At 66.3% G+C, this 15,833-nt stretch carries 10 protein-coding genes; 8 read left to right on the forward strand and 2 right to left on the reverse strand.

What is annotated here, in order from left to right; translation table 11 throughout:
- The first annotated feature begins 165 nt into the window (after window positions 1-165).
- The gene (locus tag RT456_RS01315) at window positions 166-1,200 is read left to right on the forward strand and encodes an aldo/keto reductase (RefSeq protein WP_313341463.1); all 1,035 of its coding nucleotides are present in this window, start codon (window positions 166-168) and stop codon (window positions 1,198-1,200) included.
- Window positions 1,201-1,272: 72 nt separating this feature from the next.
- On the opposite strand, the gene RT456_RS01320 is transcribed toward RT456_RS01315, so the two are convergent.
- Complete coding sequence (locus RT456_RS01320) at window positions 1,273-2,250, reverse strand: LacI family DNA-binding transcriptional regulator (RefSeq protein WP_313341903.1); 978 nt, start codon at window positions 2,248-2,250, stop codon at window positions 1,273-1,275.
- 408 nt (window positions 2,251-2,658) lie between these two features.
- Between RT456_RS01320 and RT456_RS01325 the strand changes: the two genes are divergently transcribed.
- The 7 genes from RT456_RS01325 to RT456_RS01355 all read left to right on the forward strand — a co-directional run bounded on the left by RT456_RS01325 (window position 2,659) and on the right by RT456_RS01355 (window position 14,707).
- Complete coding sequence (locus RT456_RS01325; protein WP_313341465.1) at window positions 2,659-5,790, forward strand: TonB-dependent receptor; 3,132 nt, start codon at window positions 2,659-2,661, stop codon at window positions 5,788-5,790.
- Window positions 5,791-5,857: 67 nt separating this feature from the next.
- A complete protein-coding gene (locus RT456_RS01330; protein WP_313341468.1) occupies window positions 5,858-6,616 on the forward strand; it encodes a SapC family protein in 759 nt (252 codons plus the stop codon).
- A gap of 3 nt (window positions 6,617-6,619) precedes the next feature.
- The gene (locus RT456_RS01335; RefSeq protein ID WP_313341470.1) at window positions 6,620-7,639 is read left to right on the forward strand and encodes a cupin-like domain-containing protein; all 1,020 of its coding nucleotides are present in this window, start codon (window positions 6,620-6,622) and stop codon (window positions 7,637-7,639) included.
- Window positions 7,640-7,652: 13 nt separating this feature from the next.
- Complete coding sequence (locus RT456_RS01340) at window positions 7,653-9,182, forward strand: tryptophan halogenase family protein (RefSeq protein WP_313341473.1); 1,530 nt, start codon at window positions 7,653-7,655, stop codon at window positions 9,180-9,182.
- 64 nt (window positions 9,183-9,246) lie between these two features.
- Complete coding sequence (gene xylB, locus RT456_RS01345) at window positions 9,247-10,740, forward strand: xylulokinase (RefSeq protein ID WP_313341476.1); 1,494 nt, start codon at window positions 9,247-9,249, stop codon at window positions 10,738-10,740.
- A 44-nt stretch (window positions 10,741-10,784) separates the two neighbouring features.
- A complete protein-coding gene (xylA, locus tag RT456_RS01350; RefSeq protein ID WP_313341478.1) occupies window positions 10,785-12,119 on the forward strand; it encodes a xylose isomerase in 1,335 nt (444 codons plus the stop codon).
- Window positions 12,120-12,142: 23 nt separating this feature from the next.
- Entirely contained in the window at window positions 12,143-14,707 is a 2,565-nt protein-coding gene (locus RT456_RS01355) for an exo 1,3/1,4-beta-D-glucan glucohydrolase (RefSeq protein WP_313341480.1), read from the forward strand.
- 17 nt (window positions 14,708-14,724) lie between these two features.
- Here RT456_RS01355 and RT456_RS01360 read toward each other — a convergent pair whose 3' ends face one another.
- Window positions 14,725-15,780 carry a LacI family DNA-binding transcriptional regulator gene (locus tag RT456_RS01360; RefSeq protein ID WP_313341905.1) on the reverse strand — a complete coding sequence of 352 codons (1,056 nt, stop codon included), beginning with the start codon at window positions 15,778-15,780 and terminating at the stop codon, window positions 14,725-14,727.
- Window positions 15,781-15,833: the final 53 nt, after the last annotated feature.

A 15,833-nucleotide genomic window follows, 5' to 3' on the forward strand; every position in this document is an offset into this window, starting at 1 on the left:
CGGTAGCGACCGTTGTTGCCGGCAGATGGACCGAGCTGGACAAGGCGAGGCGGCTCATCCCCTGAACGGGGGAGGGAATGTGCCCCTTGATTCCGCAGGCGGCGCGGTGTGCCTGAAGACATCATTCGATGTGTTTCCTGTTCCAGGAACTGGATGAGGTGCCTTATGCGCTATCGAATCTTTGGGCAGACCGGTCTTCGCGTGTCCTCGCTTGCGCTTGGCACGGGCAACTTCGGCAAGGGCTGGGGGTATGCGTCGGATCGCGACGAGGCTCGGAATATCTATGCCGCATATCGGGAGGCGGGCGGCAACTTCATCGACACCGCGGACCAGTACCAGTTCGGTCAGTCGGAAGAAATGCTCAGCGAATTCATTTCGCATGATCGCGACGAGGTGATCCTCACGACCAAATTCTCCCTCGGCGCCAGTCCAACCAGCGGCCTGCAACGCACGGGCAACAGCCGAAAGGCCATGCTCCAGTGCGTCGAGGCAAGCCTCAAGCGGCTCGGAACGGACCGTATCGATCTGCTGTGGGTTCACATGCCCGATGGGGTTACGCCAGTCGACGAGATTGCGCGCGGCCTGGACGACCTGGTTCGATCGGGAAAGATCCTGTATTCGGGGCTGTCAGACTTTCCGGCGTGGCGCATCGCGACCGCCGCGACGATGGCGGAGTTGAGGGGCTGGGCGCCGGTATCCGCCGTGCAGTTGGAATACAGCCTGGTGGAGCGCACGGCGGAGCGCGAGCTGTTGCCCATGGCCTCTGCGTTCAAGCTCGGGGTGGTGGGCTGGTCACCGTTGGGCGGCGGGCTGTTGACCGGGAAGTATCGAAAGGGCGAGACCGGCCGCGCCGAAGGTCTCGGCGCTGTGATTCACAGCGAGAGCAGCGAACGCAAATCCGCGGTCGTCGATGAAGTCCTTGCCATTGCGGAAGAAACCGGTCGACCTCCCGGCCAGATAGCGATTGCCTGGGTGCTGGCCAAGGGGACGCTGGCCATCATCGGCCCACGCACGCTGCAACAGCTGGAGGACAACCTGGGGGCCGTCGCGGTGGCACTGACGCCGGAGCAGATCCACCGGCTGGACGCCGCGAGCGCTATCCCACTTGGCTTCCCGCACGAGGTTGTCTCGGCCAGCGCCGGATCCCTGGCCGGCGGAAAGCTGGAGTTGATTGATTTCCCGGCAGGGGCGGTCAGATAGTCGTAACCGCGACACACACAACGAATACCGCTGGCGATACCGGCCAAGCCTGCCGCACGTGTTGGCGGCGGGTCAGGGCGCCAGCAACGGGCGCGACACGGACGCCCGCATGATCAGCTGGTGCGGCAGCACGTGGTTCACGGTGCCGCGCCCCGACGAAGCGGTGCGCCGGACCTCCCGCAACAGGATGTCGATGGCGGTGTCCGCCATTTCCGCCACCGGTTGATGGATCGTGGTCAGTTCCGGCCACACCATCGTCGATGCCGAGGTGTCGTCGAACCCCACCACCGAAAGATCCCCCGGCACCTCCAGCCCGCGACGATGCGCGACTGACACCACGGCGGACGCCATGTCATCGTTGCTGGCGAAGATCGCGCTGGGCGGCGGTTGCAGGGTCAACAGCCGTTCGGCCGCCTCGAGTCCGGAGCGGTAGGTGAAGTAGCCAGGCTGGACCAGCGCGTCGTCGTAGCCGATGCCGGCGTTGGCCAGCGCATCCCGGTAGCCCTGCCAGCGGTGCCCACTGGCGGTCTGGTTCGGGTCGCCCGTGATGTAGCCGATGCGGGTGTGACCGTGGGCGATCAGGTGCGACACCATGTCGTGGCTGGCCTGGCGGTCATCGATGCGTACGCAGGCGATCCGGTCATTGAAATGGCTGGACGCGATGGAAACGACGGGGATACCCGCATTCACGAATTCGTCGACGATGGCCTTCGATTCGCACAGCGGCGGCGGAAGGATCACGCCGGCCACGCTTGCGGCGAGCTGCCGTGCCGCATCGCGACGCGCCTCGTCACCCAGTTCATCCCAGGTGGCGATCACCAGCTGCGCCGCCGCGCGCGTGGAGCCGCGCAATGCGCCGACCAGTAGTTCACGCAGGTAGCTGGAGCTGGGGTTGGTGTAGATCAACGCGATGCAGGTGTGCTGGGCTGCGGCCAGGGCGCTGGCGGCCAGGTTGGGCCGGTAATCCAGTTCAAGCACGCTGCGCATGACCCGCTCGCGGTTGTCATCGCGTACTCCGGCATGGCCGTTGATGACACGCGACACCGTCATGGCGGAGACGCCTGCATGCGCGGCCACATCATCGATGGTGATGGCGCTCGCTTTGCGACGAACCGCTTTAGGGCTGTTCTTCAAGGTCGGGTTCCTTTGCTGCGCTGCATGATGACAAGCCCGACCCCAGATGATTAGTCTGCGCCGTGACGTGATGGTAGCGCTACCACTTGGTCGGAGTAAGGCCCTGCGGATACGCCCCCCCTTTACCACGCGGCTGTTCTGGCAAGCCTGAAAGCGAGTTTGAGTCGCAGTGCGCGCAAAGCGCATTGCGATGTTCGGTGTGGAAGACGGGCATCGCCCGTACGTGCCCCCAGGAGGGGCGGTACATCCATTCGATCGTATGTCAGAGGGGAGAGTCATGAGCGCGTTTACTTTTCGTCGTACCCCAGACCTGAGGGCTCGTTCATGAGCCGCACGCTGGCGAAGTTCAAGTCCAGGGCCATGTTTACGTTTGTCGGCGGTGTCCTGGTCATCAATCCCGCATTTGCGCAAGACGCACCTACGCCGGCGCCCGTCACCCAGCAGCAGGCCCAGTCCAGCCCGACACAGCTGGACACCGTGCAGGTCACCGGCATCCGCAACAGCCTCAGCCAGGCGATGGACATCAAGCGCGACTCGGCCGGCGTGGTGGATGCCATCAGTGCGGAGGACATCGGCAAGTTCCCCGATACCAACCTGGCCGAGTCCCTGCAGCGCATCACCGGTATCTCCATCGAACGCCGCGACGGCGAAGGTGCGCAGGTAACCGCACGCGGCTTTGGCCCGCAGTTCAACATGGTGACGCTCAATGGGCGCCAGATGCCGGGTGCCGATGCGTTCGGTGCGGCAGGGCAGGTGGCGATCGGCGGTGTCGACGGCGGCACCCGCGCGTTCAACTTCGCCCAGCTGGCGGCCGAAGCGGTCAATGGCATCGAGGTCTTCAAGACCAGCCAGGCCAACGTGCCCAGCGGTGGTATCGGCGCCACCATCAACATCCTCACCGGGCGTCCGTTCGACCATGAGGGCACTGTTGCCAGCGCCGGGGCCAAGATCGTCTCCGACCAGAGCCAGCCCTTCGACAGCGACCTGACCCCTGAACTTTCCGGCATCTTCAGCTACACCAACCCGGACAAGACCTGGGGCGTTGGCGTAAGCGCGAGCTACCAGAAGCGCAAGGGTGGCTCGGTCCAGGCCACCAACAACTACTGGAACATCCAGCCGTGGACCGGCACCATGCCCGGCAACCCGACGGTGACCAACGCACCGGCGATCGGCGCGTTGTACGGGCGCCCGAACGACCTGCGCTATGCATTCGCCGACTTCGAACGCGAGCGCATCAATGGCCAGGCGGTGCTGCAGTTCGCACCGACCGATGCGGTGACGCTGACCCTGGACTACACCTACTCGACCAACGAGATCGAAGAGAATCGCGGCGAGCAGGGCATGTGGCTGCAGAACAGCAACTACACTGATGTGACGTTCGATACCAGCGGTGCGGTGGCCACGCCGATCTACATCCGCGAGATCGCCGGCACCAAGGACTTCGGGCTCGAACAGCAGCGCAGCATGCAGAAGTACAAGCTGGGTTCGCTCGGCTTCAATGCCACCTGGAACATCACCGACCGCTTCAAGCTGAGCTTCGACGGCCACGACTCGAAGAACGAGAGCCGGCCGAACGATCCCCTCACCGGCGGCGGCTCCATCTTCAGCAGCATCGCCGGCACCAACAACTGCACCACCGGGCCGCATTGCGGTGGGTCGTGGGTGCAGGAGATGAACTTCAACAACGGCCTGCCCGTGGGCACCCAGGTCTGGTACCCGAGCACGGCCGATGCCCTCGCCAAGACCAACGGCGTGGTCAACCCGGGCTTCGTGCCGGGCGAGATCGGCTCGCAGGTGCTGCGCATCAACTCGCAGACCCAGATCACCGAGATCAAGCAGGGGCGTGTGGACGGTGAGTGGGCCTTCGACCAGGGGCGCTTCCAGTTCGGCGTGGACTCCAGCAAGCAGACCACCCACCGCATCCAGGCCGCGGAGAACTACAACACCCTGGGCGACTGGGGCGTGGCCAATGTAAACGGCGATGTTGCCAACGGCTTGATGGACCTGCTGCAGCCGGTGAACATCGTCGGCATGTTCGACGACTTCAACGTCAACAGCTTCACCGCCTGGCGCGGCGACGCGGGCCGGCTGGCGCAGTGGGCAGGGCAGCACTATGGCGCCAACCTCGGCGTCAGCCCGCAGAATGCCGCCGACAACCGGGTGGAAGAGAAGACCAATTCGGCCTACATCCAGGTCGAGCTGGACGGCGATCTGGGTGGCCATCGCACCAATACGCGCCTGGGCGTCCGCTACGAGACTACCGACGTGGTGTCGACCTCGATCATCGCCATTCCGGAATCCATCCAGTGGCAATCGAACAACGATTTCCGCGTGCTGTTGTCCGATGAACAGCAGCCCTTCACCGAGAAGACCAGCTACAGCTACATCCTGCCCAACCTGGACTTCAGCATCGACCTGTTGGACGACCTGAAGGGCCGCATCTCGTTCGGCAAGAGCATCGCACGTGCGCCGATCGGCAACCTGTATGCCGGCCCGACCGCGCAGCAGCCGTTCGGCTCGGTGCTGATCGATCCGTCCTCGCGGGCCAGCGGCACGGCGCAGAACCCGGCGCTGAAGCCACTGGAATCGGACAACCTGGACCTGGCGCTGGAATGGTATTTCGCCGACGCCAGCTACGTGTCGGTGACCTACTGGAACAAGCAGGTCGCCAACTTCGTCGGCAACACCATCGTGCAGGAGAACCTGTACGGCCTGCGCGACCCCAGTTCCGGACCGGACGCACAGGCGGCGTTGGGTTTCCTGACCAGTGGGGCCTGTATCGCCCAAGTGGGCGTGGCCAACGCGGCGGCTTGCTCGGCCAATGACACCTCGCTGTTCACCGCGTTGGCGTTGCTGCGCAACAACCCCGCTGGCCTGGGCGCCTACAACGGCACCGACGCACAGGTCCTGGCCACCGAAGCGGCTTACGACCTGTACGGGGAGGCGGACGATCCGCTGTACCAGTTCAACGTCAACCGCCCGATCAACCAGAACGAGTCCAAGCTGCATGGCTGGGAGCTGGGCGGGCAGTACTTCTTCGGTGACACCGGGTTCGGCGTGCTGGCCAACTACACCATCGTCAACGGCGACGTGGGCTTCAACGACGCGGGTGATCCGAACGTCGACCAGTTCTCGCTCACCGGCCTGAGCGATACCGCCAACGCCATGCTGATGTACGAAAAGTATGGCTGGTCGGTGCGACTGGCCTGGAACTGGCGCGACCAGTACCTGATCCTGGCCAACCAGGGTGCCAGCCGAAACCCGTACTATGTGGAAGAGTATGACCAGTGGGATCTCAGCGTGGGGTACACGCTCGATGACAACTGGTCGTTCAGCCTGGAAGCGATCAATCTCACCGGTGAGGACGTGCGTTGGCGTTCGCGCACCTCGCAGATGATGGTGAAACTGGCTGACCAGGATCCGCGTTACATGCTTGGCGTTCGTTACAGGTTCTGAACAGGCCACGGGTGCCGCTGTCTCGGCAGCGGCACCCGTGCAGGCTCCTGCAGGGATTGGACTACACATGCCGCGTTACGAAATGCTCAACAACATCGCCCACCGGGAGCTGCGTGTAGCGACCGGGTTCGGGCCCGAATTTGGCGACGCGGTAGGCATGGTGCCGGCCTACCCGAGCGAGTACGCCGAGCTACAGCGCGAATACCCGATCTTCCTGCGCAAGGACACCGCCACCGGCGAGTGGCAGTCCGTCGCGCTGCTGGGCTTCGAGCAGCACGAGAACCTGTACCTGCAGGACGGGCGCTGGAATGCCTCCTATCTTCCCGGGGCGGCCGCAAAGGGGCCGTTCCTGATCGGCTTCCAGGAAAGCCGCATCGACGGAGAACTTACCGTGGAGCCGGTGCTGCACGTGGACCTGGACCACCCGCGCGTGAATACGGCGCAGGGTGAGCCGGTGTTCCTGCCGCAGGGCGGCAACAGCGCCTACCTGGACCATATCGCAAACGTGCTGCGCGGCATCCACGATGGCCATGCCTTTGGCGCGGAGATGTTTGCGATTCTTGACGCGAAGGGCTTGATTCAACCGGTCGCGCTCGACGTACAGATCGATCTCCAGAACCGGGTGGGCGTCAACGGCCTGCATGCCATTGACCGCGACCGGCTGGCCCAGCTGGACGGCGCTGCGCTGGCCGAACTCAACCGCGCCGGCTACCTGGAAGGTGCATACCTGATGCTGGCCTCGCTGCACAACATGCGACGCCTGATCGCCGAGAAGCAGCGACGCCTGCGCCTGCAGGATGCCGCCACTGCGGCGGGCAGGAACTGACCGGTGCTGGACGGCGTTGCCATGCGGACACTGGAAGGCCTGGACCCCGCCGCGTTGCCGCTGGAGGCGCTGGTAGCCGCCGGTGAACCGGTGGTGCTGCGCGGCATCGCACGCGACTGGGGGCTGGTACAGGCCGGGTTGCGTTCCACGCAGGCGGCGCTGGGGTACCTGCGCGGTTTCGATGCGGGCGTGCCTGTGCCGTATTCCTTCGGCGCCCCCGAGATCGAGGGGCGCCCGTTCTACAACGAGGACTTCACGCAGTTGAACGTGGAGGTCCGGCGTGGGCTGCTGACGCAGGTGCTGGACGGCATTGCCGACCATCTCGAGGCCCCGCGCCCACCCACCTATTATGTCGCGTCGCTGCTGATCGATCGGGCGCTGCCCGGCTTCGCGCACGCCAACGACGCCGGTCTGGCCGCGCAGGGCATCGAGGCGTCCGCAAGCATCTGGATCGGCAACCGCGTAACGGCCTCCTGCCATTTCGACACCCCGGACAACCTGGCGTGCTGCGCCGTGGGCCGGCGCCGGTTCACGCTCTTTCCGCCGGAGCAGATCGACAACCTGTATCCGGGACCGCTGGAACCCACCCCGGGCGGGCAGGTGGTAAGCGTGGTGGATTTCGACCGCCCGGACTTCGCGCGCCATCCGCGGTTCCGTGATGCACTGGCAAGCGCGCAGAGCGCCGAGCTGGAACCGGGCGATGCGATCTTCATTCCCAGCATGTGGTGGCACCACGTGCGCAGCCTCGAGCCGTTCAACGTCCTGGTGAACTACTGGTGGCGCAGCTCGCCGGCGTTCCTTTCCTCGCCGCTGCCGGCACTCCATCACGCGATGTGGGCCGTGCGCGATCTGCCGGCACGCGAGAAGCAGGCGTGGGCAGAGATCTTCGAGTACTACGTGTTCGGTCCGGGAGAGCGTGCAGGAGAACACCTGCCCAACGCTGCCCGGGGCGATCTGGCACCGTTCGACGAGACGCAGGCGCGGCGCATGCGCGCCCAGCTGCTGGCTCGACTCAACCGCTGATGGGAGCACCGCATTGAACGTGGCGAACACAACCGAAGGGCGTATCCGCAAGGTCGTCATCGCCGGGGGCGGCACCGCAGGCTGGCTGGCCGGCTGTGCGCTGGCGCACCAGTTCCGCGACCAGCTGGACATCACCCTGGTGGAGTCCGAGCAGATCGGTACGGTGGGTGTCGGCGAATCGACCGTGCCCCCCATCCGCACGTTCCACCGTTTTCTGCAGATCGATGAGCAGGAGTTCCTGCAGGCCGTCGCCGGCACGTTCAAGCTGTCGATCTCGTTCGAGAACTGGCGTCGTCCCGGGGATCGTTTCATCCATCCGTTCGGCACGATCGGGCAGGGTACCTGGGCTACGCCGTTCCACCATTTCTGGCTGGACAGCCTGCGCCGCGGCATGCCCTCCGACCTGGGCGATTGCTGCCTGGAAAGCGCGGCCTCGCGGGAAGACCGGTTCTCGCTGCAGACCCAGCCCCAGGTCAACTACGCCTATCACTTCGACGCGGGGCTCTACGCAAAATTCCTCCGCCGCAAGGCCGAAGGGCACGGGCTGCGGCGGGTGGAAGGCAAGATCCGCGAGGTCCGGCAGCACGCGCATGACGGCTCCGTTGCATCCCTGGTGCTGGAAGACGGGCAGGTCATCGAGGGCGATCTGTTCATCGACTGCACGGGCTTCCGCGGCCTGTTGACCGAGCAGACCCTGCACACCGGCTACGAGGACTGGCACGAATGGTTGCCCAGTGACCGCGCGGTTGCCGTGCAGACCGAGTCGGTCCATCCGCCGGTGCCCTATACCCGCGCCATCGCGCACGAGGCCGGGTGGCGCTGGCATATCGCGCTCCAGCACCGGGTCGGGTGCGGGCTGGTGTTCTCCAGCCGCCACATGTCCGATGACGAGGCGCAGGCCAAACTGCTGCGCGACGTGGACGGCCCGCCCCTGCGTGATCCGTGGCTGGTGCCGTTCCGCAGCGGCCGCCGCCTGAAAGCATGGAACAAAAACGTCGTGGCGCTCGGCCTGGCCAGCGGCTTCATCGAGCCGCTGGAATCGACCAGCATCCACCTGACCATCAGCGCGGTGGTGCGGCTGATCCAGATGTTCCCGTCCGATGGCATCCGCCCGGCGCTGGTGGACCTGTACAACGAGGTCAGCCGCCAGGAGATGGAGCACGTACGCGACTTCGTCATCCTGCACTACCACGCCAACCAGCGCGACGAGCCGATGTGGACCGCCTGCCGCGAGATGGCGCTGCCCGAGTCGCTCGCCATCCGGCTGCGCGCCTGGCGCGAACGCGCACATGCCTGGCAGGACCCCGGCGAGCTGTTCCGGGTGGACTCCTGGACCAGCGTGTTGATGGGGCAGGGCATCCAGCCGGGCCCTGCGCATCCGCTTGCCGCCGCCATCGGCGACGCCGACCTGCACACGCTGCTGGCGCGCATACGGCAGCCGGTGCAGCAGGCGGTCGCGACGATGCCATCGCAGGAGGCCTTCATTGAACGCTACTGCAAGGCGGCACCGGACGTATGGCCGCGGAGCGTGGCCCTGGCGTAGCCGGGGCCCCTGCTGTTGGACAGAAATGGTAGCGCTACCTTCAAGCGCGCACGGGGTGAACGCAATGGATCTGGTTGCAGGAATTGATGCCGGTACGCAGAGCCTCAAGGTGGTGGTCTATGACCCTGCCGTGCGCAGCCTCGTTGCCAGCACCAGCACGCCGCTGGGCCTGACCTCGGCCGCCGATGGCAGCCGCGAGCAGCAGCCGGCCGACTGGGTGGCGGCATTGCACGCCTGCTTCCATGCCATCGATCCGTCGGTGCGATCCCGCATCGGCGCGTTGGCGGTGTCGGGCCAACAGCACGGCTTCGTACCGGTCGATGCGGCAGGGGAGGTACTCGCACCGGCCAAGCTGTGGTGCGACACCAGCACGTCGGCCGAATGCGTGCAGATCATGGACGCACTCGGCGGCGCGGCGCGCACCATTGCACTGGCCGGCAATCCGATCCTGGCCGGTTACACCGCTTCCAAGCTGCCGTGGACGAAGACGCACCGGCCCGATGCCTACGCGCGGCTGGCTACGATCCTGCTCCCGCACGATTACCTCAACTTCATACTCACAGGTCAGCGCTTCTGCGAATACGGCGATGCATCGGGCACGGGCTGGCTGGATGTGCGCACCCGCACCTGGTCAACCGACCTGCTGCGCGCGACCGATCCGGAACGCGACCTTGCCGAGTGCCTGCCGCGCATCGCCGCGCCCGATGAGGTGTTCGACATCGACCTCGCTACCGCCACGGCACTCGGGCTGCCCGCCACCGTGAAGGTCGCCGTGGGCGGCGGCGACAACATGATGGCGGCCATCGGCACCGGCTGTGTTGCACCGGGTCGTCTGGCGATGAGCCTGGGCACGTCGGGCACGCTGTTTGCCTACTCCGACACCCCCGTGGTCGACCCGGACGGGGCGTGGGCCGCGTTCTGCTCCTCCACCGGCGGCTGGCTGCCGCTGATCTGCACCATGAACTGCACCGTGGTGACCGAACAGGTGGCCGACGCCTTCGACTTCAGCACCCGCTTCGGCGATGGTCACCTGCGCACCACGCCGCCCGGTGCGGATGGCCTGGTGATGCTGCCGTTCCTCAACGGCGAGCGCACACCGGACCTGCCGCATGGCAAGGGCGTGCTGGCCGGGCTGGACACCACCAACATGACCCCGGCACACCTTTACCGCGCGGCCATGGAAGGGGCCACCTACAGCCTGAAGTACGGCTACGACGCCTTCGTCCGTGCCGGCATGCAGTTCGACCGCATCGTGCTGACCGGCGGTGGCAGCAACAGCGGCGCGTGGCGGCAGCTGGTCGCTGATGTGTTCGGGCTGCCAGTGGACGTGCCCACGCAGGCCGAAGGCGCAGCATTCGGTGCGGCCCTGCAGGCGCTGTGGGCGCTGGGCCATGCCCGCGGCGACGCCGCCAGCATTGCCGACATCGCCAACCACCACGTTGCGCTCGACCCGCAGCTGTCGGCGCGCCCGGATCCAACGCGCACAGCGGCCTATGCCGAAGCCTATGCCCGCTACCTGCGCTATCTCGATGCCATCACGCCGCTGCAGCGCGGCTGATTTTCCTCTACGCAACACCCCGCACAACGAAAGGACCCCGCACCATGAGCACACAACCCTTCATCGGCGCCAAGGAATTCTTCCCCGGCATTGGCCGCATCCCCTTCGAAGGCCGGGGTTCGGACAACCCGCTCGCGTTCAAGGTCTATGACGCGAACAAGGTCATCGGCGGCAAGACCATGCAGGAGCACATGCGCTTCGCGGTCTGTTACTGGCACACCTTCTGCAACGCCGGGCACGACCCGTTCGGCCCGGGCACCCGCCACTTCCCGTGGGAAGCCGGCGCGCCAATGGCCACGGCCGAAGCCAAGGTGGACGCCGCGTTCGAGTTCTTCACCAAGCTGGGCGTGCCGTACTGGTGCTTCCACGACATCGACCTGGCACCGGATGCCGACGATGTCGGCGTGTACGAGAAGAACCTCAAGCACATGGTGGGCCTGGCCAAGGAACGCCAGGACGCCACCGGCATGAAGCTGTTGTGGGGCACGGCCAACCTGTTCTCGCACCCGCGCTACATGAACGGTGCTTCCACCAACCCCGATTTCGCGGTGGTGGCGCGTGCCGCCGTGCAGGTGAAGGCGGCGCTGGACGCCACGGTGGAACTGGGCGGCGAACACTACGTGTTCTGGGGCGGCCGTGAAGGCTACGCTTCGCTGGTGAACACCCAGATGAAGCGTGAGATCGACCACTTCGCGCGCTTCCTCACCATGGCGCGCGACTACGGCCGCAGCATCGGCTTGAAGGGCAACTTCCTGATCGAGCCCAAGCCGATGGAGCCGATGAAGCACCAGTACGACTTCGACAGCGCCACCGTGGCCGGCTTCCTGAAAGAGCACGGCCTGGACAAGGACTTCAAGCTCAACATCGAAGCAAACCATGCCACGCTTGCCGGCCACACCTTCGAACACGACCTGCAGGTCGCCTCGGATCACGGCCTGTTGGGCAGCATCGACGCCAACCGCGGCAATGCGGAAAACGGCTGGGATACCGACCAGTTCCCGACCGACCTGTACGACACCGTGGGCGCGATGCTGGTGGTACTGCGCCAGGGCGGACTGGAGGGCGGCCTGAACTTCGACGCCAAGGTGCGCCGCGAATCCACCGACCTGGATGACCTGTTCATTGCCCACATCGGCGGCATGGACGCCTTCGCCCGCGGCCTGGAAGTGGCCCACGGCCTGCTCAACGAGTCGCCGTGGGAACAGTGGCGCAAGGAGCGCTACGCCAGCTTCGACAGCGGCAAGGGCAAGGACTTCGAACAGGGCGCACTGAGCCTGGGCGACCTGGCGGCACTCGGCGCGAAGGGCGGCGAACCGAAGCAGATCAGCGGCAAGCAGGAGCGTTACGAAAACCTGATCAACCAGTACCTGCTGCGCTGAGCCCACCGGCAAGGATGAGCACCATGACGAACCACTCCGCCACGCGCCGCACCGGATATCTGCTGGCCGCGCTGCTGCTTGCACTTGCGGCCTGCAAGGGCGAGGACAGGACGGCCGCGCCGGCCCCGGCGCAAGCCAAGGCCGACGCCAACCCCTGGCCCCAGGTGACCTGGCCGTTGCCCGACGATCCGGCGCTTGAAAAGCGCATCACCGACCTGATGGCCACCATGACGGTGGAGGAAAAGGTCGGCCAACTGGTGCAGGGCGACATCGCCAGCATCACGCCGGACGACGTGCGCAAGTATCGACTGGGCTCCATCCTTGCCGGCGGCAACTCCGACCCGGGCGGCCGCTACGACGCCGCGCCGGCCAGATGGCTGGCGCTGGCAGATGCGTTCTACGAAGCGTCCATGGACACCTCGCAGGGCGGCAAGGCGATCCCGGTGCTGTTCGGTATCGACGCGGTGCACGGGCAAAGCAATATCGTCGGCGCCACGCTGTTCCCGCACAACATCGGGCTGGGCGCAGCGCGCAACCCGGACCTTGTGCGGCGGATCGGGGAGATCACCGCATTGGAAACCCGCGCCACCGGCATGGAGTGGGCGTTCGCGCCGACCGTGGCGGTGCCGCAGGACGACCGCTGGGGGCGCACCTACGAAGGCTATTCCGAATCGCCTGAGGTGGTGGCCAGCTACGCCGGCGCGGTGGTGGAAGGCCTGCAGGGCAAGGTGGGCTCGCCCACGTTCCTCGATGGCCGCCATGTGATCGCCTCGGTAAAGCACTTCCTGGGCGATGGCGGCACGCATGACGGCAAGGACCAGGGCGATACCCGGATCAGCGAAGCGGAGCTGGTGCGCATCCATGCGGCCGGCTACCCGACCGCGATCGCGGCGGGCGCGCAGACCGTCATGGCGTCTTTCAACAGCGTCAACGGCGAGAAGATGCATGGCCACAAGGCCTACCTGACCGACGCGCTGAAGGGCCGCATGAACTTCGGCGGCTTCGTGGTGGGTGACTGGAACGGCCACGGCCAGGTCAAGGGCTGCACCACCACCGACTGCCCGGCCACCATCAACGCCGGCCTGGACATGGCCATGGCGTCGGACAGCTGGAAGGGTTTCTACGAAACCACGCTGGCCGCAGCGAAGGCCGGCACCCTCTCCCAGGAACGCCTGGACGATGCGGTGCGCCGGATCCTGCGGGTCAAGATGCGGCTGAACCTGTTCGAGGCGGGCAAGCCGTCGTCGCGCGCGGTGGGTGGGCAGTTCGCCCTCATCGGTGCACCGGAACATCGTGCCGTGGCACGGCAGGCCGTGCGCGAGTCGCTGGTGCTGCTGAAGAACCAGGGCGGCGTGCTGCCGCTGGCGCCGAAGCAGCGCATCCTGGTGGCCGGTGATGGGGCGAACGATGTTGGCAAGCAGGCGGGCGGCTGGACGCTGAACTGGCAGGGCACCGGCACCACCCGCAAGGACTTCCCGAACGCGGAGACGATCTTCGAAGGCGTCGCGCAGCAGGCCAAGGCCGCGGGCGGTGAAGCAGTGCTGGCCGTGGACGGCACATACACGACCAAGCCGGATGTGGCGGTGGTGGTGTTCGGCGAGAACCCGTATGCCGAATTCCAGGGCGATCTGGCGACACTTGCCTACAAGCCGGGTGACGACGCCGATCTTCAGTTGATCAAAAAGCTGAAGGCCGACGGCATCCCGGTCGTGGCCGTGTTCCTGAGCGGGCGTCCGCTGTGGGTGAATCGCGAGATCAATGCCGCCGATGCGTTCGTGGCTGCATGGCTGCCGGGTTCGGAAGGCGGTGGCATCGCCGACGTGCTGCTGCGCAAACCCGACGGCAGCGTCCAGCACGACTTCAAGGGGAAGCTGAGCTTCAGCTGGCCGCGCACGGCGGTGCAGTACGCCAACAACGTGGGGCAGAAGGACTACGACCCGCAGTTCGCCTTCGGCTTCGGCCTGACCTATGCCGACAACGGCGACCTTGCCGCGCTGCCGGAAATCTCTGGCGTGACCGGCAACGAAGGCGCGGCCGGTGTGTTCTTCGCACGTGGCGACGCCGGTTCGGGCATGGCCCTGCGTCTTGAGGCCGCCACGGGGCAGGGCGTGACCGTCAGCAACGTGCCGGAGGCGCTCAATGGCGACCTGCTGGAGGTCACCGGCGTGGACCACCTGGTGCAGGAAGATGCCCGCCGGCTGGCGTGGTCGGGCAAGGGCGAGGCCACCGTCGCGGTGCAGTCGCACGTGCCGCTGGACCTGCAGCGCGAAAGCAATGGTGACCTGATGGTGTTGACCACGCTGCGCGTGGACGCTGCACCGCAGGGTGAGGCGTGGCTGGCCGTGGGTTGCGGCACCGGCTGTACCGCCCGCATTCCGGTGGGGCCTGCACTGGCCAAGCTGCCGGTCGGCCAGTGGACGCGTGTGGGCGTGCCGTTGAAGTGCCTGGCAGCGGCAGGCGCCGATGTCGGCAAGCTGGACCGGCCCTGGTCGCTGGGTACCGCAGGCGCGATGACGCTCTCGGTGTCACGCGTCGCGCTGGGTGCCTTGAACGAAGCAGAAGCCACCGTCGCGTGCCCCGGCAAGTGACGATGCCTTCTGCACCCTCACCGCCTGGGCGGGTGCGCGACCGAGTCGCGCATCACCAGCCCATGCGGCAGCACGTGGTCCGTCAGGACGCGCGCGTCGTTGCTTCTGTGGCGGATGGTACGCAGCAGGATATCGATGGCCGCGTCGGCCATCTCGGCGATCGGCTGGTGCAGTGTGGTGAGTTCAGGCCAGACGGTGGTGGCGGCGGAGGTGTCGTCGAAGCCCACCACCGACAGGTCGCGGGGAACGTCGAGTCCGCGTCGGTGCGCGACCGAGATCGCTGCGGCCGCCATGTCGTCGTTGCTGGCGAAGATCGCGGTGGGTGGCCGGTGGTGGGCGAGCAGCAGCTCGGCCGCCGCCAGCCCCGAGCGGTAGGTGTAGTCGCCCTGCTGGACCAGGCCGGGTTCGACCTCAAGACCGGCGTCGTTCAGGGCGGTGACAAAGCCGTCGTAGCGGCGCGCGCTCGCACTGAGGTCGTCGCGCCCGCGGATGAAGCCGATGCGGGTGTGACCCTGTTGGATCAGGTGTTCGGTCATCTCCTTGCCGGCATGGAAGTCGTCGATGCGCACGCAGGAAATGTCGTCGCGCAGGTGACCGGACGCGATGGCAACCACGGGGATGCCGGCCTTGACCAGCTCGGTCACGGCCACCGGCGACTCGCACAGCGGCGGCGGCAGAATGACGCCGTCCACGCGGCCGTTCAACGCACGTGCGGCCTTGCGTTCGGCCGCCGGGTCCAGGTTGTCCCAGTAGTGGATGACCAACTGGATGGCGGCATTGGACGCGCCACGCAGCAGGCCTACCAGCAGTTCGCGCAGGTACGCGCCGCTGGGGTTGGTGTAGATCAGCGCAATGCGCGTGTGCTGCGCCGCGGCCAGCGTGCTCGCGGCCAGGTTGGGCGTGTAGCCCAGCGCCTGCACCGCGCGCATCACGCGTTCGCGGGTGTCATCGCGCACCTTGCCCTGGTTGATCGCCCGCGACACGGTCATCGGCGATACGCCGGCCAGCGCCGCCACCTCGTCGATCGTCACGCCACTGGCTTTGCGGCGGACCGATTTCTTCGGTTTGTCCAATACGCGCTCCCGTTCTTCTTCGTGACGCTGCTGCATCCAGCGCACCGCCCGAG

Origin of the sequence: Stenotrophomonas sp., assembly GCF_032099025.1 — a bacterium.
In the GTDB taxonomy this organism is placed as follows: Bacteria; Pseudomonadota; Gammaproteobacteria; order Xanthomonadales; family Xanthomonadaceae; genus Stenotrophomonas.

Coding starts and splice junctions, on each gene's coding strand:
- RT456_RS01315 (WP_313341463.1), top strand. CDS start 166: ATGCGCTATCGAATCTTTGGGCAGACCGGTCTTCGCGTGTCCTCGCTT.
- RT456_RS01320 (WP_313341903.1), bottom strand. CDS start 2,250: ATGACGGTGTCGCGTGTCATCAACGGCCATGCCGGAGTACGCGATGAC.
- RT456_RS01325 (WP_313341465.1), top strand. CDS start 2,659: ATGAGCCGCACGCTGGCGAAGTTCAAGTCCAGGGCCATGTTTACGTTT.
- RT456_RS01330 (WP_313341468.1), top strand. CDS start 5,858: ATGCCGCGTTACGAAATGCTCAACAACATCGCCCACCGGGAGCTGCGT.
- xylB (WP_313341476.1), top strand. CDS start 9,247: ATGGATCTGGTTGCAGGAATTGATGCCGGTACGCAGAGCCTCAAGGTG.
- xylA (WP_313341478.1), top strand. CDS start 10,785: ATGAGCACACAACCCTTCATCGGCGCCAAGGAATTCTTCCCCGGCATT.
- RT456_RS01355 (WP_313341480.1), top strand. CDS start 12,143: ATGACGAACCACTCCGCCACGCGCCGCACCGGATATCTGCTGGCCGCG.